Origin of the sequence: Paenibacillus sp. MCAF9, assembly GCF_052114265.1 — a bacterium.
In the GTDB taxonomy this organism is placed as follows: Bacteria; Bacillota; Bacilli; order Paenibacillales; family Paenibacillaceae; genus Pristimantibacillus.
The window spans coordinates 61,808-82,942 of record NZ_JBFREL010000020.1 but is presented as its reverse complement, the minus strand read 5'-3'; the positions used below and the strand labels follow the sequence as shown (position 1 = coordinate 82,942).

The following is a 21,135-nucleotide window of genomic DNA, read 5'->3' as shown; positions in this document are numbered from 1 at the left end:
GGAAATGAACAATGGCGCAACAACTCGTACAATTAAAAAATGAAGATATTCAAAAGCTGGAGCAAGAAGTGCAAAGCACGATGCAGAAGGTAGCGACAACCGATGCTATGCATCTGGATACACTAATGGATGAGATTACGAAAAAAGGCCAGAAGACGCTTGAGCGCTCAAGCCAGACGCTTACGATGCTCGAGAGACCGCTGTCGGATCTCATGTCAGGCAAACGGTCTGAGGTAGCAAACAACATGCTTAAGCTTCGCAGCGAGGTTGAGGATTTGAGCAAAAGCAAGCAGCTCTCGCTCGTGCAGAAGCTGCTTCGGAAAGCACCGATGAAGGCTTATATTTATAAATATCAATCTGCAAAGTCTAACGTGCAGGTGATCGTCAAATCGCTCAGAGACGGCCGCGACAACTTGGAAGAGAACGTCATTCACATGAGAAACTTGAAGCGCAGCAGTCTAGACAATGTATATGACCTGCAGCTGCTTGTCGAATATGGCAATCGTCTCAAAAAAATGTTCGAAGAGGAAATTGCTAAGCCAGAGAACGAGCACCGGAAAACCTATTTGGAGCGCGGACTACGCAAGGTTGTAACGAAGCTTCAAACGTATACGGAAATGATCATGCTTTATCAGCAAGCGATTGCCGCAACGGATATTATTAATGATACAAATGATAAGCTAATGGATGCGCTGGACAGCTCGATTGATAAAACCCAGCATCTCATGTCGGTTTCAGTCTTGATTGCCAGTGCGATTGATGACCAGATGAAGGCAATAGAAGCTGTCAATTCAACGAATGAAATGTTAGGCAATCAATTTGCTGAGAACGCGCGTCTTTTGAATGAAACGAGCGAGCGAGCTAATCAAGCATTAACGAAGCCGGCTATGAGCATGGAGCTTGTGGAGCGGGCAATGTCGGATCTCTTCTCCGCGATGGACAAGTACGAGAACTCCAATCGACAAATTATACAAACGGTATCCCAGCAAACGGAAAAAATGACGCAAATTAATCAAAAGGTTGGACAACGCTTAGGCATTCAAGCGGGTTCTGGAGCTAGCCAAGCGGAGCTTCCTTCTTCAGCAGCCAAAGGATTTTTGGAGTAAATCAAAAAAGCATAATTAGCAGGACGAGCTCTCCAAGGGCTCGTTTTTTTGCGTTTTTTGAGAAGAAATGACGGATGTCCTACAAGTAATGGCTCATAAAGCATAAAGAAACAGCATAGTCTTAAAGAAAAAACGAGGTGATCATGCTATGATTGGCGAAATTGCCATAGCTGCACTCATTGTCGTCTTAATTGTTGTTGCCAGCTTTGAACGGGCGGAGGATATTTTGAAAGATTTTTAAGCATCGCTGTTTGTGTTCACCTCTGATTTGGTATAATAGGATGAATTATACTGGCTGATCGGAGGTGTTCCAATTGGAGTTTACCTATGAAATTATTTCGGAGTCGAATATTAATGTACGGTTCATCTATGGCGGCGAGTGGTTTACTTTTAATCTGTTCAATCGAGACCAGCAATGGGTCCTTCATCCTTTTGATTCCTCTTTGATTCGCAATAAAGATATGAGCAGGCTTGTCATAGCAGATTTGATCCAGCATAAGCCTTTTCAAGTGATGTTAGCCAAAGAAGGCATTCTTCTTTCCGAGCTGAATACATCCATTCCGCTTGGACAGCAGGAGGAGACAGAGGTGGAGTACGAAGCGCTTCCTCGTATAGGGCGCGGTGGTTCGGACCTAATCTTTGATGAACAGCGTTCTTCCAAGCCAGAAGAAATCAATATCGAACAGTTAATTGAAGAAAACGACCTGGAGGATCTTATTCGGCTCGAGGTACAAATGATTGAATCGCGTCAAAATCTTTATAATCAAATATTGCACCGAATGTTCATGGCTGATCTAGGTCCAACCGACCCGGAATTCCAGAAAATTCAACAAATTGTCAAAACATATGGGGAAGCGAAAACAAGGCTCCAAACGATACAATAACGGAGTCACTTCCTGTATAATAGAAGCACTGAATGGTTCTGGAGGAGATTAGGTTGGCACAGCTTTATTACAAATATGGAACAATGAACAGCGGTAAATCTTTCGAAATCATTAAAGTGGCTCACAATTATGAAGAGCAAGGCAAGCAGGTTCTTATTTATTCACCATCGGTAAGTGCAAGAGGCGGTGTGGATCGTGTAGGTTCTCGTGTAGGGTTCGAGCGGGAGTCCATTCCGGTTCAAGAGGATACGAACCTTTTTGAAAGTGTGAAAAGCTTCGTTGCAGGAGCTGCACCATCCAAAATTTATTGCGTACTCGTGGATGAGGCGCAGTTTTTGAAGAAACATCATATTTTGGAGCTTACACAAGTCGTCGATGAGCTTAACATCCCTGTTATGGCATTTGGGCTCAAAAACGATTTTCAAAATCAATTATTTGAGGGCAGCTATAACTTGCTCGTGCAGGCGGATAAAATTGAAGAGATTAAAACCATTTGCTGGTTCTGTGATCGGAAAGCAACAATGGTTATACGCTATAATGACGGACAGCCGATGAATGCAGGTGCGCAAATCCAGATTGGCGGCAACGAGGATTATAAGCCTGTATGCAGACGCTGCTATAATGAAGCTTTTCGCAATGCGTAAGCAGAGGTAATAACAATACAAAAGAACCTCCAGATCCACTGTTGCAGTGGCTTTGGAGGTTCTTTTGTTTGGTTTGCTATTAAAGACTGAATTCACTTGGATTAAGTCCAAGGGTATTGCAAATGTCACGCACAGCAGCTTGTTCCTTCATATCGAAATCGCCGTCTGCTGCTCCGATTGCGCTGCACACACCAACGATTACACGAGCAACGTCTGGTTTGCTGCGGAATTTGGCAATCGCTTTAAGCGCCTCTTGCTTGCCAATCATCGCGTCAAACTCCATATTGCCTACAAAGTGATTGAAACGGTTAATCACATCACTCATATCAAAAACTTTTAATTCTTCGCTGCGGCCTATGTAGCCGGCCATTTTTTGTTTTTCATTGGAGTCGACGGAACCGTCTGCTGCTGCTACAATCGCACAGCCAGCTACTACCGCATCTAGGAAATCTTTATTTTTAAATTTTTTGACCTGATCGGTTAGTCCTTGCTTACTTGTTTGCAGCCATGATTTGAAAGAGCTCATTTAGCTCAGCCTCCTAGAGTGAATTTAAATCTTATTATTCTATTGTAGATTTAATTGGGGTCATTTAGCAAATTTTGCGGTAAATTGTCTGTTTATGCTGTTAGATTAGATTGTTGAATGAAAAGGAAATAGGATGAACTATAGAAGGAGAGACGATGTATTTTTGAAATCGATTATATTATACAAAAAACAACGCACATCATCTTAAAAATGACTCATATTATGAAATCGTTTTCAATTTTATACTTGTAAGTAATCTCGTCTACAGCTGTCCATTTCAATAAAGAAGGGATATGCCGTGAGACGACAATTATAGTTATGGGGAGGGTTTGGTTTGAAAAGAAAAATGTCGATGATGACGGCGATGTTGCTGGTCATATCGCTAATGACGAGCTTGTTTTCAGTAGGAGCAGCGCCATTGATGCAGTCAAATGGGGGATTGCCGACGTACTTGGACCCATCAAAAAGCGTGGATGCAAGGGCGGCGGATCTGCTTGCCCGGATGACACTAGAAGAGCGCGCAGGACAAATGATACAGCCAGAGAAGTCGAATATTACACCTGAGGAAGTAAGGCAATATTTTATCGGCTCGGTGCTTAGCGGCGGCGGTTCGTTCCCAAGCGGCAAGCAGCAGGACAGCACGCGTGAAAATTGGCAGACGCTTATAGACGGCTATCAGGACGGCGCGCTTTCTACGCGTCTTGGGATTCCGCTGCTGTATGGCGTAGACGGAGTACACGGACATAACAATGTGAAGGGAGCAACCTTGTTCCCTCATAATATCGGTTTGGGTGCAGCGAATAATGCTGAGCTGGTGAAACAAATCGGCGCCGCGACAGCAAAGGAAATACGCGCAACCGGAGCAAATTGGGATTTTGCGCCGACGATTGCAGCCCCGCAGGATATTCGATGGGGCCGGACCTATGAAGGATACAGCGGCAATCAAGCGATATCCAAGGTGCTTGGTGCAGCGTACATTCAAGGGCTGCAAGGAGAAACAGCTGCGGAGCGCAGTCAGACGAAACATGTCGTTGGCGCTGCGAAGCATTTTTTAGGTGAAGGCTATACGGATAACGGCGTTAACCAAGGGAATATAACGAAGTATACAGAGGATCAGCTCATTGCAAGTGATTTAGAGATGTACAAAGCTGCCGTTGATGCAGGGGTACAAACGGTAATGGCATCTTACCACAGCATTCAAGGCCTTAAGATGCATGCGAATAAGCGGCTTCTTACGGATGTGCTGAAGGGTGAGCTTGGATTTAAAGGTTTTGTTATTTCGGATTATAACGCGATTCAGCAAATCACGCGTGATCAAGATGGCAAAGCAGTCAGCGGCTTGAAAGATCAGCTGAAAGCATCTGTTAATGCAGGTGTAGATATGTTCATGCTGACAGGTGACTGGAGAGCCAGCCTTGCGCATTTAATTAGTCTTGTTAAGGATGGCAGCATTACGGAAGAGCGTATCAATGATGCAGTTCTTCGTATTTTGAAGGTGAAAATTTCATCTGGCCTATTTGAGAATCCAAAGACAGATACGGATTTGGCAGGCTACTTCGGTGCATCTGAGCATCGTGCGCTTGCGCGTCAAGCTGCGGCGGAGTCGCTCGTTCTTCTGAAGAACGATGAGGTGAACGGTTCACCGATTATGTCTCAGCTGAAGGATATGGACAAAATCTTCGTAGCAGGTAAAAATGCGAACGATATCGGCAACCAATCTGGCGGCTGGTCGATTACTTGGCAGGGAGCATCCGGGGCGATTACGACCGGAACGACAATTTATGAAGGGCTCAAAGAGGTTGCAGGAGCCGCGAAGACGGTAACGTACAACAAGCATGGCCGCGGCGCTGCTGGCTATGACGTAGCTATTGCTGTTGTAGGCGAAACGCCTTATGCAGAAACGAATGGAGATCGTACGAGCCTGAATCTCGACGAAGAGGATCTGGCAACGATTGCAAATATTCGTGCAGCTGATCCGAACATTCCACTCGTTGTTGTTCTTGTATCCGGACGCCCGCTTACGATAGCGGATCAACTGGGTGACTGGGATGCGCTTGTCGCAGCATGGCTTCCAGGTACGGAAGGTCAAGGCGTGGCTGATGTACTGATTGGGGGCAAACCGTTTAAAGGGAAAAACCCGATCAAATGGCCATTTTATGTAACGAATAATTATCCAATTATGACCGATGCCAGCCCGAATTTGCTGTTTCCTATCGGATACGGCTTGACGAGCGGACAGGCTACGCCTGATCTGCCGAGCAAACCTGTAGAACCAGAGAAGCCTTCACTGCCTATCCCGGGCAAGGTCGAGGCGGAAGCGTTCGATGCGAAGAGCAGCGGATTGAATACAGAGGACACGCAGGACATTGGCGGCGGCAAAAATATTGGCTGGACGTCCGGCGGCGCATGGCTGGATTATAGGGTGAAAGTGAGTGAACCGGGTACCTATAAAGCCGATTTCCGCTATGCTGGCAACGGCGGCGCAACTGGGATTAAGATTAAGAGCGAAGGGGGAGCGACGCTTGGCACATTGAGCGTAGGCTCCACCGGAGGCTGGCAAAGCTGGCAAACGGCCAGCGTCGAGAATATCGTGCTAAGCCAAGCAGGCATTCAAAAGCTGAGGCTTGAGTTTATTGCCGGAGACATTAATTTTAACTGGGTAGAGTTTACGCGCACAGGCGATGTTCCAGCTGGCGGCGACGGTGGCGGCACTGATCCAGGTAATGGAGGCGGCGAACAGCCAGCACTGATTAGCGGAGCTGTTGAGGCATGGATCTCCAGTGAACGTGATGCGGGTGACCGCAAATGGTATTATGCGGATCGTTATCAAGCTGGCGATAAGAAGCTGGAGCAGCAGACGAATTTAGATATTACCCTTCCAGATAACAGCAAAGCGACAACGATTACGATAAATCCGGATAAAAAGTATCAAACGATGCTAGGAATCGGTTCGTCCATGGAAGAAGCGACGATTCATAATCTTGTGAAAATGTCTCCGGAGAAGCAGACAGAGCTGCTTCGCCAATTAATCGACAAGGATAACGGCATCGGCATGAGCTTGATTCGCCTAACGATCGGAACCTCCGATTTTACAGCGCAAAAGTTTTATTCGTACGATGATTTACCTGCCGGTGAAACGGACGTTGAGCTTAAGAAATTTTCCATTCAGAAGGATATTGATTTTGGCATCATTCCAACCGTCAAAAAGATACAAGCGATTAATCCCGATGTTCAGTTTTTTGCATCGCCTTGGAGCCCTCCAGGCTGGATGAAAACAACGGGCAGCATGGTTAGAGGCCAAGTGAAGGAAGAATACCTTCCTGTGCTTGCAGATTATTATGTGAAATTTTTAGAGGCTTACGCAGAGCATGGCATCTACTTTGAAGGCATGACGCTGCAAAATGAGCCGCTGCTCGAAATTGATTATCCAAGTACAGCGATGTCATGGCAGCAAGCGTCACGTCTAGCCAAGCTGCTGCGGGCGAAGCTAGATCAGAATAGCAATGCAAAAATCAAAAGTGTAAAGCTATGGATGTTCGACCACAATCCTGGCGATACGATGGCTTATCCAGCACAAATTCTGGGCAATTCCGTAGAAGGGGCTTACGACGCCATAGAAGGGACGGCGTTCCACGATTATGGCGGCGAGCTGTCCATGATGACGGAGCTTCAAAAGCTGTTCCCGCAGAAAAGCGTGTATTTGACGGAGCGTGCGGTATGGGGCACTACGGGTGCTGACCGAATCACACAATATTTCCGCAACTATGCCAAAAGCTATAACAGCTGGGTTACGATGCTGGACAGCGATATTTCATCCCATCAATGGGTAGGCATTCCTGATCCGACCCCAGTCGTACAGGATTCCTCGAATCCAGATCACTACTGGCTGCTGCCGGAGTATTATTTGATGGGGCAGTTTACGAAATTCGTGAAGCCTGGTTACGTGCGAATCGATAGCAATTACGGCTCGGCTGCGACAGTAACCAACGTTGCGTTTGCAAGCCCAGACGGCAAAGAAATTGTAACGGTTGTCATCAACCAAACGAGTGACCCGCAGCCATTTAAAATTATAGTTGATGGACTTCAAATTGAAGCGGTCATTCCAGCCAAATCAGCAGCAACCTATCGCTGGAATCGTACGCAAATAACAAACGTTCCAGCAACGATTGACGCTACGCGCTTTGCTTCAGCAGAAGGCGAGTTCCAGGTTAATCCGAACGGATACTTAGGTTCTTTTGCACCAAATGGAACAGCGTCGTTCGATTATGTTGTAAATGTAGCAGAAGCAGGCGAGTATGAACTCGATCTGGCGATTGCAGGTTTCCAAACGGATGGTCTAGTTGGCTTTGAACTGGATGGCCAGCCGCTTGTGTCACTGCCGATCAATCAGACGACGTACCAATGGGAGTACTTCGCTAATCGCCGCGAGCGCGTTATGCTTCCAGAGGGTGCGCATAAATTAACGATGAAAGTGAGTAAAAACGACTTCAATGTTAGAAGTATTGCGTTCACGAAGGCGGATAAGGCAGCTATTTCACTTCCTGCATCTATAGAGGCGAGTAAATTCACGTCTGCCTATAATGTACTCGTAAACGGCTCAGCGGTCAGCTATGCCGATCCGAATGATTGGATGGAATATAAGGTGCAGGTTCCGGCGGATGGAAACTACGGTATAACGTATCAATATTCCACGACCTATGACGGAGCGAAAGCAGAGCTTTCACTAGGAGGAAATGTACTGAAAACGACTGAGCTTCCAAACAGCGAGAGCTGGGATGCTTGGGCAATGGCTTCAGATACAGTTGCTCTGACTGAAGGTGTTCATACGCTAAGAGTTCGAATCGTTGATCAAGGCTTCAACTTGAATGCCATTGCGGTTGGGCCTGCTATTATCGCAGATGCCTCAGCCGTAACAGAAGGTGCAGAGGCTGGAAGCCATATTTTTGTCCGGCTGCTTAACGACACGTATAAAGAGGAGCTGATTTCCTCCAACTGGTCCATCGAAGGGTATGCGGGAACGGTTGTAGACAGCGTTTATCGTGTTGATGACCATATGGCTAAGCTTACCTTAGGAGGAGGGGCGACTAGAGACTATGACTCTGATCGTACCGCTACGGTAACAGCCAGCACATATGAAGCTGCTTCTGGAAGCACAGGTAAGACGATGAGCTCTAAAGTTATCATTAAGGCTATTGATGATGCGGAGTCGTTATCCTTGTCGGAGAGTCAGATTGCTTATGGCGTAAATAACAAGGAGCTAATCGTTACCCTTGCTGGCGGTACATTCGTGCAGAGTCAGCTTGGAGCGATAACCGTATCGGGAGCGGCGACCACGCAAGGAGGCGTATCACTGCGCTCGGCGGAGCTTCTCAGCCCTAATCGAGTGAAGCTTACGCTGAACTGGAGCGGAACCGTTTACTATAATGAATTGGAATTGCAGGTTAACGTTCCACTGCAAGCCTACGATGATTCAACAGGAGGTACGGCGTTAAACGCTAAGGCAGTGCTGCTTGGAACCGAAAATGTGAAGGAGCCAGTAAATCTTTTGTCCCTTGATTCATTGGATCAGTTCAATCGATTAAAAGGATTCGCAGTGACTGGAACAGGAAGCGCGAGCAGGCTAACCCAAATTGATGCGGGCGATTATGCTGATTATTTGGTACACGTGCCAGAAACTGGTTCCTACGTTGCAACCTTTAAGGCTACATCTGGCGGCCAAGCTGTGAATGGCATCGTGCTGGAGGCGCAAGACGGCGCTGTTCGGAAAACGATTAACGTACCAAACCTTTACAACCAGGTCGTTGAAATGCGAATCGTCATTGATCTCGTTGAAGGTGACCAAAAGCTTCGTATTCTGGCTGGAGCATCCGGCTACGAGCTTAGAGGCATTAAGTTTGAGCCTTATGTTGTACAGGTAATGGATCAGAGCGGCGTTATGAAAATTGAAGCGGAAAGCTACACCCATGCGGATGCGGCTGCTGTTCAAAGCAATATGGACGGACAAACGCTGTTATTCAAAAATGTAGGTTTTATCGCGGCAGCAGGCTCGCTTTATTTTGACGTAAATATCGCAAAATCGAGCTTCTACAAAGTGACCTACCGTTATGCAACGCCGCAAGCTGGCGTGAGTGGAACGTTGTCCGTGAATGGGCAAAAGTTGTCTACTACGCCGCTAGGAGCAAGTGGCGGATGGGATAAATATGCGGAGGCTTCTGGCATTGTAGAGCTTGCGGAAGGCGTACAAACGATTCAATTTACTAGCAATAATGATGGGGCAAACCTGGATTGGATTACGCTTGAGCAGACTGAAGCGGTTACGCAAATTACAGGTGCCACAGCGCTTCCGACTGCTTCGTTGAAAGCTGGAGCCTACAAAGGAACCAAAACGGTTGCTTTAACGACTGCTACAGAAGGGGCTGCCATTTACTATACAACAGATGGATCGCTGCCTAGCAGTACAAACGGGCAATTGTACAAAGGAGAGCTTAAGCTCTCGGAGCTGACAGTGCTCCGCACGATTGCGATTAAAGCAGGAATGAAGGACAGCTTTGTTGCACCATTTACGTATATCATTACGCCAGGGGAAGAGCCAACACCAACACCAACACCAACACCAACGCCGACGACACCAACGGAGCCAACGCCAACACCGACGTCACCGACGGGGCCAGCTGTAACGCCAGCTCCTACGACGCCTCCGAGTGGGAAGGGCACAATACCGGCACCAACTCCGGTCATGGACACGGCTAGCGGACTTGGTAAAACTGCGATAAGCCAAACGCTTATCGACGAAGCTTTGAAAGCAGTAGAAGGAAATAATGGTACCGTTCAAACCATTACAATTAAAGTACCGAGTGTAAATGGAGCTAATGGCTACGAGGTGCAATTGCCTAAAGGGACTATTAGCGAGGCTAAGCTATCGGTAAAGTATGAAATTCAGACAGGTACGGGTACGATTGTTGTACCAAGCCATATGTTGAAATCACTGCCTTCGGATGCGAGAAACGTGTCCATTGTGATTGCGAACATCGATAAAACAAAGCTTAGCGAAGAAGTGAGAGCAGCCATCGGCAGCCGTCCTGCGGTTGAGCTGAATCTCTACGTTGACGGCGTTAAAGTGGAATGGAGCAATCCAGAAGCTGCTGTAAACGTATCGCTTAGTTATACTCCAACAGCTGATGAGCTGGCGAGCAGCGAGCAAATTACAGTGTGGTATTTCGACGCAGCAGGTAAAGTAATTGCAGTGCCAAGCGGCAAGTATGACAAATCGCAAGGTGCTGTGCTTTTCACAGTAAATCATTTCAGTACGTATGGCGTAGTATTCGTAAGCAAAACGTTTGACGATCTTGGCAAATATCCTTGGGCGCAACAAGCGATTAAGGTAATGTCGGCTAAAGGCGTCATCAACGGCATATCGGATAAAGCATACGCTCCAGCTCAAAATGTGAAGCGGGCAGATTTTATTACCCTGCTCGTGAAAACTTTAGGTCTTAACGCTGCGTATGATAGTCAGTTTACCGATGTGGCAAAGGGTTCTTATTATTATGATGCGGTTGCCATTGCGAAGAAGCTTGGCGTAGTAACTGGCCGTGCGGACGGTACGTTTGATCCGAATGCCTCCATTACAAGGCAAGAAATGATCGCGATGACAGCAAGAGCGTTAAATATTTCTGGCAAAAAGCTGCAAGCAGGAAGCTCGGAGCAGTTGCAATCTTTCACCGATTTGAAGCAGTTAGCAGCTTATGCAACGGACAGTGCTGCTCTTCTCGTAGCGAACGGCATTGTGAAGGGCGACGGCGCTAAGCTTAACCCGCTTGGTTATACAACCCGCGCGGAAGCAGCAGTTATTATGTATGCCATTTACAACAAGCAATAAGATTGGGATGAGCGATGCGGCTCATTGAATGACGAGGAAGAAGCCTTCGAACTCACTGATAAAGTGGGAAAGAGGGCTTCTCTTTTTTTTGCCTATTCTATGAAATTTTTTTCAAAATAGTCGTATGCCGTTCTCTCTATTAATCTAGCGAATAGGATGAGGGTATCATACGGTAGGAGTTGATTAGGTGTCATTTTATTTTAAGCTGCGCACGTACCTAGGGAGAGATGTAGAAGTTATTCTCTCTAATGGGGATGTGGTTGCAGGTGTGCTGCTGACGGTAGGATTCTCGTACATTGTGGTTCGAACCTTGAGTGTACCCGGATACGGTGGGACGGAAGATGTGTTGATACGTTTGCGGGTCATCGAATATGTCCGGATTTTATAGGAATGGCTGTACGGATGATGGAAGAAGGCGTGACTATGTCGAGCGATTGATTGCAGATAAGGATGTGCTGCCTCCTTTACGAAAAGGAAGAGATTTCTCCCAAGCAGGCAATCGGCGCGGGGTGCACCAGCGCTTGTCAGTGATTATACCCGCTCAAAACGAGGAGCGGACAATAGGACGTGTCATCCAAGAAATAACATGGCTGTCGCCAGCTGAAATTATCGTAGTTGTTAATGGCTGCAATGATCGTACAGAGAGTATTGCTAGAGAGCTTGGCGCGTCGGTCATTGTTTTTCAGGAGCCGCTCGGAACGGATGTTGGCAGAGCTATTGGCGCATATGCAGCCACTGGCGATGCGCTGCTGTTTGTGGATGGTGATTTTCATATCCCTTGGAAGGAGCTTGCTCCTTTTCCTTATGCGCTGCTAAGGGAATGTGATTTGGCTATTAACAAGCTGGATCACCACCTCAGCATGCGCGTGCCTTGGAGTGCCGTGACAACGCTGAAAATAGCACTGAATATGGCAGTTGGCCGCGAGGATCTGGCGAATGCTTCACTCGTGCATGTTCCATTTGCGCTGAATAGGCGGGCGCTTAATGTTATTCATTGGTCCAATTTATTATGTCCGCCGAAAGCTTATGCGCTGGGACTGCTCGGGGGGTTAACCGTCCAACCCGTTCACTGCGTGGAAGTTGATCGCTTAAACCGTTATCGTCCGAGCAAACACAGCAATGCCGGAGGAGACCATTCCATTGCAACGATGCAAATAATAGGGGATCATTTTGAGGCTCTGCATGCCATTCATAGGAGAGAGGGCAAGAAAGGAGAGATAGGGTGCAGCGGGAATTTGGAAAAGTAAGTATCGTTATTGCAAATTATAATCGTGCAGCATATCTCATTGAATGTTTGGACAGCTTGTTGAGTCAAACGTATTTGAATAAAGAAATTATCATTGTAGATGACGCATCGACCGATAGGTCGCTGGATGTTATCGAGGCTTGGTGCGAAGCGAACGGAGTAGCGGGTACAGAATCTATAGTACTCGTTAGACTTCCTAGAAATATTGGGTTTTCTGGAGCCGTAACGACGGGTTTCTTCCACGCTCGCGGACAATATATCGCGGTACAAGATGCGGACGATTTCTCTCATCCGCAGCGTTTAGAGAAACAAGTAGCATATCTCCAAAGCCATGCAGAGGTTGCACTGGTAGGAACGAGCTACGCTAGCTTTGATGAGGCCGAGAAAAGGCAGTATGTTCAGGAAAAATGGCTGCGTTTCGGTGATGATATTCATGATGTTTACTGCAGCGGCGGTCACTGTGTTTGCCATGGGACGATCATGTTTCGCGGCGATGCTTTTGACCAAATGGGCGGATTGAGCCGACGAATTGTCGGGGCGGAGGATTATGAGTTTATCGTTAAATTTTTGAATAACAAAGCTCGTATTGAAAATATACCTGAAATTCTTTATTACTATCGTCTGCATGCGAGCCAACGATCATTGGCTTTTTATGCGAAAAAGGAGTGAGGTGAAATGGCAGGCTCGCCGTTATCCGTCTTAATGGCTCTGGACAGTATGGATGCCGGCGGTACGGAAACACATGTATTAAGTCTAGCAAAAGCACTAATAAAAATAGGTCAAAGAGTGAGTATAATTGCCGCGGACGGCCCTATGCGGTTTCGGTTTGAGGATGCCGGGTGCCATGTATATTTGTTTGAATTCCAGCCAGCTGGAGCGTCAGTTCAAACGGAGCGAATCGTTAGGCTGCAGGAAATTATGCGAAGCGAGAAAGTAGACTGCGTTCATGTGCATCAGACTCCATCAGGCTTGTTTACGGCAAAGGCAGCTAATCTATTAGGAATTCCGTCTATATTTACCGTTCATGGCACCTATTATCCGGAAACTGCTCTAAAATCGCTGCTTGTTTACTCGGAATCGATCATCTGTGTAAGTGATCCTCTTCAAAGCTACATCACGCGGCTTGGCTTTCCGTCTATCGTTGTCCCGAACGGCATCGATCTAGCGGAGTTTTATCCATCCAGCGGCGCAAAGCTTCGCTCAGACTTAGGTATTTCTGAAGATGCAATTGTACTTATGTATGCTAGCCGCTTGGCTTGGGGAAAGGCAACAGCATGTGATGTCCTGCTGCGGGCGATGAAGGATCTTTATCGTTATGGGTGGGATAAGCTTGAGCTTGTCGTTGTCGGGGATGGCCCTAAATATAATGCAATTTCAGAACTTGCGGAATTCATTCAGGTGGAAATCGGAAGACGGTTCATTCATATGGTTGGAAAACAATCTCAAATGCGAGAGTATTACAATGCTTCAGATATCGTTGTCGGTACGGGACGCGTTGCGCTGGAGGCAATGGCTTGCGAGAAGCCAGTGCTTGCCATCGGCAACCATGGTTATTTTGGCTGGGTGGAGCCGAGCAATTATGAGCAGGCTTGGCTTAACTATTTTGGAGACCACGGTTCGTCTGCCGCTTATTCCCGTTATTTGTTTGCAAGCGAGATTGCAGATGGATGCCGCAGGCTGGAGGGGCTGCGCGCTAATGGAATAGAGGGAAGACGGTGGGTGGAACATGAGTTTCATATCGATCATTCCATTGATCAAATTATGAGCGTATATCGTTCAGCAATAGGAGAGATTTAATGAAGGGCGGTACGGAGTGAAAAGAATTTTGTATGTAGGCTGGTTAGGGTTTAACAATGTTGGTGATGAGTTAATGTGGCTATTGTTTCGCGACCTGTGCAGAGCTTATCTGCCTGAGAAAAAATATGATGTCATTCCGTCAATACCGGGCGTAGATATTCGGAATTCGGGTCCGTATGATGTTGTTGTGCTCGGCGGCGGCTCGCTGCTCATTCCAGGTTATATCGATGTTGCTTATCAAGCGGCTAGGAACCATAAAAAAGTAATGATTTGGGGCAGCGGTCATGACAGACAGGAGTTTCCTGTATTTGATGCCTCGGGGAAGGTCGCAGCCCATTTGGCCTACACCGATGAGAACCTGGCAACTAATGAGAAATTAGCTGAGCTAGTGAAGATGTCAAAGTATTGCGGCGTCCGAGGTCCATTGTCCTATCAGTTTCTCGAGGATTCTGGCGTCAGAATGGAGCAGGCGATCATAAGCGGTGACCCGGCATTTCTGCTGCCTGCACCGTCGCCACGCAAGAATGGGCAGGCTAGCAGAACGATTGGTGTGAACTGGGGAACTGCTTATAATCGAATATTCGGCGGCAATGAGGAAAAGGTAGAGCAGCAATTGGTAGAGGCGCTGCGTATATTAATATCGCAGGGCTATCGCATCAATATTTTCTCCGTTTGGGGTCCTGATAGAGAAGCTTGCAAGCGTCTATATTCGAAGCTGGGAAACCAGACGAATGTGGATCTTGATTTGGAGCTGTACCATCATGAGGATTTGATGGAGAAGCTAAAGTCCTATGCGCTGACGATCAATTTCAAATTGCATGCTAGTTACCTGTCAGCAGCGGCAGGGGTGCCGTTCGTAAGCCTTGGATATCGATTCAAATGCATAGACTTTGGCTGTTCGGTGGATCTTCAGGATTATGTGCTCTCCACCGGCGATACGGCACTTGGCGAAAGCATTCTGGACAGAGCAGCCAAAATTGAAAAAGAAACGGATATGATTCGCGAAAAGTTTTATTCGCATCAGAGCCGTTATCGCAAGCTGCTGAAAAAGCCATTTCAAGAACAACTGTTTTAAGGAAATAGCTGCAACAGCGTAAGAGGAGCTGCCCGAAGGTTTATTACCTTTCGGGGCAGCTCCTTTTTTTAATAGACAAAGGATGGATATTATAGGAAGAAGGTTGACATCGAAAAATAGTTTATGATATATAAAAAGAAGGATTGGCACTCAAAGAGTTTGAGTGCTAAAATATAAGGTAGCGGTTTAATAAACGTTGAACAAGCCTTCCTGTTGCGTTACCTTTAGGCTTACTAATTATTGATGAATGGAAAGGGGATCTATCCATGTCCAAAAAACAGTTCAAAGCAGAATCGAAACGATTGCTGGAAATGATGATTAATTCCATTTATACGCAGCGCGAGATTTTTTTGAGAGAGCTGATCTCGAATGCCAGCGATGCGATCGACAAGCTATATTACAGAGCGCTAACTGATGACCAAATGGTATTTAACAAAGAGGATTATTATGTTAAAGTCGTTGCCGACAAGGCAAAACGAACATTAACGATCACCGATACAGGGATTGGCATGACGAAGGAAGAGCTGGAGAATAACCTTGGCGTTATTGCGAAGAGCGGCTCTTTTGCCTTTAAGAAGGAAAATGAGCTTAAGGATGGACATAACATTATCGGTCAATTCGGCGTAGGCTTCTACTCTGCATTTATGGTGGCGGATGTGGTTACCGTTGTGACCAAAGCGCTTGGCAGCGATGAGGCGTTCAAATGGGAATCAACTGGCGCGGACGGCTACACGATTGAGTCATGCGAGAAGGATTCCGTTGGTACGGAAATTGTACTTAATATTAAGGAAAATACCGAAGATGATCAATACGATGAGTACTTGGAAGAGTACCGTTTGAAGTCGATCATCAAAAAATATTCTGATTTTATTCGATACCCAATTAAGATGGATGTCAAAGGCCAACGGCCTAAAGCAGATGCGGAAAACGAGTTTGAGGAATATCAAGAAGAGCAAACCGTTAACAGCATGGTGCCGATCTGGCGTAAAAATAAAAATGAGCTGACATCGGAAGATTATGATCAGTTTTATTTTGAAAAACGTTACGGCTTCGACAAACCGATCAAGCATCTTCATATTAGTGCGGATGGCGCTGTTGTGTACAATGCGATTTTGTATATTCCAGAGAGCACACCTTTCGATTATTATACGAAGGAATATGAGAAGGGGCTGGAGCTTTATTCAAATGGCGTTCTAATTATGGATAAATGCTCAGACCTGCTGCCGGATTATTTCAGCTTCGTTAAAGGTATGGTTGATTCGGAGGATCTATCGCTCAACATTTCACGTGAAATGCTGCAGCATGACCGTCAGCTGAAGCTGATTGCGAAAAACATCAACAGCAAGATCAAGAGCGCGCTGCTTGGCATATTGAAGGATGACAGAGAGAAGTATGAGTCGTTCTACAAAGCATTCGGCAGACAGCTGAAATTCGGCGTATACAACGATTACGGCGTGAACAAAGAAGTGCTTCAAGACCTGCTTATGTTCCACTCTTCGAAAGAGAAGAAGCTAGTTACACTGGACGAGTATGTGTCAAGAATGAGCGAGGATCAAAAGTACATTTATTATGCTTCCGGTGAATCGATTGAGCGGATTGATAGACTTCCGCAAACCGAGCTGGTAACGGATAAAGGCTTTGAAATTTTGTACTTCACGGACGATATTGATGAATTTGCTATCAAGATGGTTGCGAAGTATAAGGATAAGGAATTCAAGTCGGTATCAAGCGGCGATCTTGGTATTGAAGAGGACGAGAAGGACAAGGAAACGGCCGAAGAGCAGGATGCCAATAAAGAGCTTTTCGAGCAGATGAAAGAAATTCTTAACGATAAAGTAAAAAGCGTAAAAGCTTCAAAACGCCTTAAAACACACCCTGTGTGCTTATCCACAGAAGGCGAAGTAACGATTGAAATGGAAAAAATCTTGAATGCGATGCCGAACAGCCAAGACGTAAAAGCAGACAAGGTGCTCGAAATTAACGTGAACCATGAAATTTTCCAATCGTTGAAGGATGCTGCTGGGCAGGATAAAGTGAAGCTGGCTCTTTATACAAGCTTGCTTTACAACCAAGCGCTTCTCATCGAAGGTTTGCCAATTCAAGATCCAGTTGCGTTTACGAACGATATTTGCAAAGTAATGGTTTAATAGAGCAAGCGACAAGCAAGCGTAAAAAGCCCGTACGGGGTCATTCCCGTACGGGCTTTTTTTCTACGATAGCACAATTATGGATGCTGATCATAGCTACCGATAAAATTACACGAGGCGCGTGGTGTGTTTGCGGAAATATAATAAATCATGGTATTGATTATTATTCCGGATATAATAGCACTACAAGATAAGAAATAATTGAATAAGAATGCAGAAACAAATAAATAAACAAATAAATAAATAAACAATATTCATTGTATGAATAAATGTGAAGCCGCAGAGGAGGGTTTATAGATGATACGGATAAAACGCCGGCTGAACTTAATTACGCTTATTTTGCTGCTCATGTGTATTATTATTGTTCCGGTTCTTATCCAAGGTTATATGTTGGGCAAAGGAGCGGTTCAGCAAGTGGAGACACTATATGATAAATCGGTTTCGAGCAATATGGAGTCGCTCTCCATCAGTTTGGACTTTTATGTGAACCATATTGAGGATTATATTCGCACCTTGTCGCAGGATCAGGAATTACAGAGGCTGTTAAGTCGAAATAATAACGCTCCCATAAATGAACATGCGGTCAGAGACCGGCTGAAGTCGTTCACTGCTGCGTATCGGTTAAGAGTGCCCTTATACGTACAAATTATTAACGATCAAGGGGAAGTATTCAGCAATAGCGTTTTGCATGACACAGAAGTTGAACGGTTAAAGCAAGTGGTGCAGCAGTTTAATTGGCCTTCCGAGAGGATACCTTATGATAATAACGTCATGTATCGCAATGTGGGCCCCAATTTTCACGACCTCTCGGAGGGGCAGAACGCATTTTATTTCACTAAAAATATTGTACATGGCAATTCGGCGTTAGGCCTCTTGAACGTAGAGGTCAACGAGAGTTTATTTCAGCGGCTGCTGCGCAAAATTCAACTGAACAGCTCAACCCTTGCATTCATAAGTCAGGAAGACGGCGAATTGCTTATTTCTAGCGAAGATGATGACGACCGCCTGAAGGAGCTATCCAGACAGGCGATATCGAAGGCGAAGGTGGACGGCGGGGGATATGAAAGCTTTTTGATTCAGTGGAACGGCCAAAGCTACTTTTGCTCCATCCAAAACATTCCCTTCTTAAGATGGTATTTAATTGCGTTAACGCCGGAAGAGCTTTTGGCAAGTCCCACTAAGCAATTGTGGAGCCATACGCTCACGGTAACCGTGTCGTCCATTCTTTTGATTTCACTTATCCTGTATATATTCACAAGAAAAGCGATGATACCCGTGCTGAATTTATCGAGGATGGTTCGGAAAATACGCTTTAATGACACTGGGCAGGGGCAGGATGTCATTGGAAATTTTCAATACAAAGGCTTGGAGGAAATCGAAATTTTATTCTCGGGCATTCAGCAAATGCTAAGCCGGATTAATGAACAGATTGAGCGAATTAAAACGGATGAACGGGAAAAGTCGAGCCTGGAGCTCAATCTCTTGCTGTCCCAGATCAAGCCTCATTTCCTGCATAATTCGATTAATTCGATCCGTTGGATGGCGGAAATGAAGGGCGAGAAGATGATTGCCCAGACTCTTGTTAATTTAAGCAGCATGCTGAACTATACACTAAGCAAATCACGAACCATATGGAGCACGGTCGGCGAGGAAATGGATTATGTCAGAAGCTATATTGCGTTTCAGGAAAAACGGATGTTCATCAAAATTGAAACGATATGGGATGTGCCGCATGAGGTGCAGGGTGCAAGAATATTGAAGCTGACGCTGCAGCCGATTGTCGAGAATGCAATCATGCATGGATTTACTAATCTTGATGGAATTACGCCACAGCTGACGATTACTTGCGCGATGGAAGGGGAGCAGGTACGGGTGGAGGTTATAGATAACGGAGTCGGAATTGAAGAAGGCTCCATTGCCGGTATGCTGATAACGGATTCGAATGAGTACGAGGATGAGGAACGAACCTCGGGGATCGGGCTTAAAAATGTGCATCGTCGCTTGCAGCTGGAGTATGGCGAGAGGTATGGCATCGAAATTCGAAGTGCAGTGGGTAAAGGGACGAACGTAACGCTTACCTTTCCCTATATCGATCATAATGGAGGAGATTCGGAATGAAAGTGATGATTATTGAAGACGATATGCTAGTTAGAATGGGGATCAAATCATTAATTCCTTGGTCTGAAATGGGGCTGGAGGTCGTCTGTGAAGCCAGAGACGGTGTTGAAGCTGTTGAGCTGTATGAGAGATTTCTGCCGGATATCGCACTAGTGGATATTCTGCTTCCCAGAATGAATGGGCTTGATTTTATTGAGAAGGTAAAGCCCTTAAATCCGGACGGGGAATTTGTTATTTTGACCTGCAATCAAGATTTCGAAACGGTTCGCAAATCGCTGCGCCTGGGCGTTCATGATTTCATCGTAAAATCAACGATGGAAATTGAAGAGCTTCAGCTTATTTTGAAGCAGCTGACAGCGAAGATGAAGGCCAAGCTGCTGGAGCATCATTTTCAGGAAGAAGGGACGCCGGAAGCGGGTTCAAGATTCGTTCGTAAAGCCAGCTTATTAAGAGATTGGCTGCACGGCTTGTATAACAGTGAAGAGACAGAAGCGTTTGCCGAGAAGCTGGGAGAGTATAAATATTTTCTGCAAAAGGGAGAATATGAGGCATGGGTTGTGGCGTTAGATCCTTCTCAGGATGAATCCAAATTAACTTCCCAAGAAATCGTTAAAATAGGCCATTCGATTGACCATATGGCTGTTGAACTTTACCGCAGCAGGCTAATTGGGTTCGTGGAAAACATAAATGATAACCGATGGCATGTATTGGTAAGCAGCACGAATAGCTCGGATATCGACCCGAAGCTGTTGATCGACTCGGTTTCGCAGTATCTGGGCCATGCTCTATCCATTGCTGTGAGTAAAAGGTTTACAGACTGGCGGGAGTGGACCGTGTATGATCGTTTTGCCAGCGACCTGCTAAGCCTCAAATATTTTTGTGAAAATGACCACCTGTTTCAGGGCGAGCTGCCTGAAGCAACGCTTTCCGATGCCGTGTTTATTTGGAAAAAGGCGATAATGAACAAACTGTCCAGCTTTCAATACGAGCAGGCAGGAGATCTGCTGGCAAACCTCAAGCAGGTCGTCGGCCCGCCATATCCCAAACCAAACCTGCTGCAAAATGTACTGGAGGATATTTTATTTCAGCTGAAGCAAATTTGCGAAATGTCGGGACGGCGACCATCGGAGACTTATTTCCAAAGATCTGAGCTGCTGGACTGCGTTTCATTAACGCAAGCGGTGCATTTGTTATACAACGCTATCCATGTGCTGCAGGAACCGGCATTCAAAGAGAAGAACGGCCATGAAAGAAAGAAGTTTGTTGAAGCCACCGAAATGTTTATTCAAGAGCACAGGTTTGATGAAATTAGTTTAAATGCCATCGCAATGCATCTTAAAGTAAGCCCTGTATATCTCAGCAGAATATATAAAGAAGAGAAAGGGATTTCTTTCAGCACCGCTGTATTGACAGCCAAGGTGGAGCAGGCCGAAACGATGATCCGCAGCGGAATGACCTTAACTGAGGTTTCGGACAAGCTGGGCTACTTAAACTTAAGCTCGTTTACCCGCATGTTTAAAAAAATTAAGGGGATTGCACCCTCACACTATGCAGATGCTGAAAAGAATTAAAAGATGTTAACTGCGGCTTGAAAAATGATAAATGGTATCCTCTTCGGATATAAAGTGATAAATCAAATGGTTGGCTTAGGAGATTCATCTGCTTATGGAAAGCTTCTATACTAGGAAGCAAGACATCAACTAACGAAAGAAGGAA

At 45.9% G+C, this 21,135-nt stretch carries 13 protein-coding genes; 12 read left to right on the top strand and 1 reads right to left on the bottom strand.

What is annotated here, in order from left to right:
* Window positions 1-11 precede the first annotated feature (11 nt).
* From AB4Z45_RS23635 to AB4Z45_RS23625, 3 genes are all read left to right on the top strand, one after another.
* Window positions 12-1,106, top strand: a complete 1,095-nt coding sequence (locus tag AB4Z45_RS23635; protein ID WP_076267371.1) for a toxic anion resistance protein — start codon at window positions 12-14, stop codon at window positions 1,104-1,106.
* A 314-nt stretch (window positions 1,107-1,420) separates the two neighbouring features.
* Window positions 1,421-1,990 carry a hypothetical protein gene (locus AB4Z45_RS23630; RefSeq protein ID WP_441912015.1) on the top strand — a complete coding sequence of 190 codons (570 nt, stop codon included), beginning with the start codon at window positions 1,421-1,423 and terminating at the stop codon, window positions 1,988-1,990.
* A 53-nt stretch (window positions 1,991-2,043) separates the two neighbouring features.
* Window positions 2,044-2,634: a thymidine kinase gene (locus AB4Z45_RS23625; protein WP_339205085.1), complete on the top strand. Its 591-nt coding sequence runs from the start codon at window positions 2,044-2,046 to the stop codon at window positions 2,632-2,634.
* A gap of 79 nt (window positions 2,635-2,713) precedes the next feature.
* On the opposite strand, the gene AB4Z45_RS23620 is transcribed toward AB4Z45_RS23625, so the two are convergent.
* Window positions 2,714-3,160: a tellurite resistance TerB family protein gene (locus AB4Z45_RS23620; RefSeq protein ID WP_441912013.1), complete on the bottom strand. Its 447-nt coding sequence runs from the start codon at window positions 3,158-3,160 to the stop codon at window positions 2,714-2,716.
* A gap of 334 nt (window positions 3,161-3,494) precedes the next feature.
* On the opposite strand from AB4Z45_RS23620, the gene AB4Z45_RS23615 reads away from it, so the two are divergent.
* The 9 genes from AB4Z45_RS23615 to AB4Z45_RS23575 all read left to right on the top strand — a co-directional run bounded on the left by AB4Z45_RS23615 (window position 3,495) and on the right by AB4Z45_RS23575 (window position 20,990).
* Complete coding sequence (locus AB4Z45_RS23615; protein ID WP_441912011.1) at window positions 3,495-11,036, top strand: glycoside hydrolase family 3 N-terminal domain-containing protein; 7,542 nt, start codon at window positions 3,495-3,497, stop codon at window positions 11,034-11,036.
* Window positions 11,037-11,223: 187 nt separating this feature from the next.
* The gene (locus AB4Z45_RS23610; RefSeq protein WP_076267366.1) at window positions 11,224-11,424 is read left to right on the top strand and encodes a hypothetical protein; all 201 of its coding nucleotides are present in this window, start codon (window positions 11,224-11,226) and stop codon (window positions 11,422-11,424) included.
* Window positions 11,408-12,283 carry a glycosyltransferase gene (locus AB4Z45_RS23605; protein ID WP_441912009.1) on the top strand — a complete coding sequence of 292 codons (876 nt, stop codon included), beginning with the start codon at window positions 11,408-11,410 and terminating at the stop codon, window positions 12,281-12,283. Before AB4Z45_RS23610 ends, AB4Z45_RS23605 begins: the two co-directional genes overlap by 17 nt.
* Window positions 12,259-12,951: a glycosyltransferase family 2 protein gene (locus AB4Z45_RS23600; protein ID WP_441912007.1), complete on the top strand. Its 693-nt coding sequence runs from the start codon at window positions 12,259-12,261 to the stop codon at window positions 12,949-12,951. The genes AB4Z45_RS23605 and AB4Z45_RS23600 overlap by 25 nt, the downstream gene beginning before the upstream one ends.
* Before the next feature lie 6 nt (window positions 12,952-12,957).
* Window positions 12,958-14,079 carry a glycosyltransferase gene (locus AB4Z45_RS23595; protein WP_441912005.1) on the top strand — a complete coding sequence of 374 codons (1,122 nt, stop codon included), beginning with the start codon at window positions 12,958-12,960 and terminating at the stop codon, window positions 14,077-14,079.
* Between the two features lie 16 nt (window positions 14,080-14,095).
* The gene (locus AB4Z45_RS23590) at window positions 14,096-15,154 is read left to right on the top strand and encodes a polysaccharide pyruvyl transferase family protein (protein ID WP_441912003.1); all 1,059 of its coding nucleotides are present in this window, start codon (window positions 14,096-14,098) and stop codon (window positions 15,152-15,154) included.
* A gap of 266 nt (window positions 15,155-15,420) precedes the next feature.
* Window positions 15,421-17,301: a molecular chaperone HtpG gene (gene htpG / locus AB4Z45_RS23585; protein ID WP_441912001.1), complete on the top strand. Its 1,881-nt coding sequence runs from the start codon at window positions 15,421-15,423 to the stop codon at window positions 17,299-17,301.
* Window positions 17,302-17,598: 297 nt separating this feature from the next.
* A complete protein-coding gene (locus tag AB4Z45_RS23580) occupies window positions 17,599-19,419 on the top strand; it encodes a cache domain-containing sensor histidine kinase (RefSeq protein ID WP_441912000.1) in 1,821 nt (606 codons plus the stop codon).
* Window positions 19,416-20,990 (top strand): response regulator transcription factor, encoded by a 1,575-nt coding sequence (locus tag AB4Z45_RS23575; RefSeq protein WP_441911998.1) that lies wholly within the window; start codon window positions 19,416-19,418, stop codon window positions 20,988-20,990. Before AB4Z45_RS23580 ends, AB4Z45_RS23575 begins: the two co-directional genes overlap by 4 nt.
* Window positions 20,991-21,135: the final 145 nt, after the last annotated feature.

What these genes read in the sequence shown, in the direction of transcription:
- AB4Z45_RS23620 (WP_441912013.1), bottom strand. Translation starts at nt 3,160, where the DNA reads ATGAGCTCTTTCAAATCATGGCTGCAAACAAGTAAGCAAGGACTAACC.
- AB4Z45_RS23635 (WP_076267371.1), top strand. Translation starts at nt 12, where the DNA reads ATGGCGCAACAACTCGTACAATTAAAAAATGAAGATATTCAAAAGCTG.
- AB4Z45_RS23575 (WP_441911998.1), top strand. Translation starts at nt 19,416, where the DNA reads ATGAAAGTGATGATTATTGAAGACGATATGCTAGTTAGAATGGGGATC.
- AB4Z45_RS23595 (WP_441912005.1), top strand. Translation starts at nt 12,958, where the DNA reads ATGGCAGGCTCGCCGTTATCCGTCTTAATGGCTCTGGACAGTATGGAT.
- AB4Z45_RS23605 (WP_441912009.1), top strand. Translation starts at nt 11,408, where the DNA reads ATGTCCGGATTTTATAGGAATGGCTGTACGGATGATGGAAGAAGGCGT.
- htpG (WP_441912001.1), top strand. Translation starts at nt 15,421, where the DNA reads ATGTCCAAAAAACAGTTCAAAGCAGAATCGAAACGATTGCTGGAAATG.
- AB4Z45_RS23580 (WP_441912000.1), top strand. Translation starts at nt 17,599, where the DNA reads ATGATACGGATAAAACGCCGGCTGAACTTAATTACGCTTATTTTGCTG.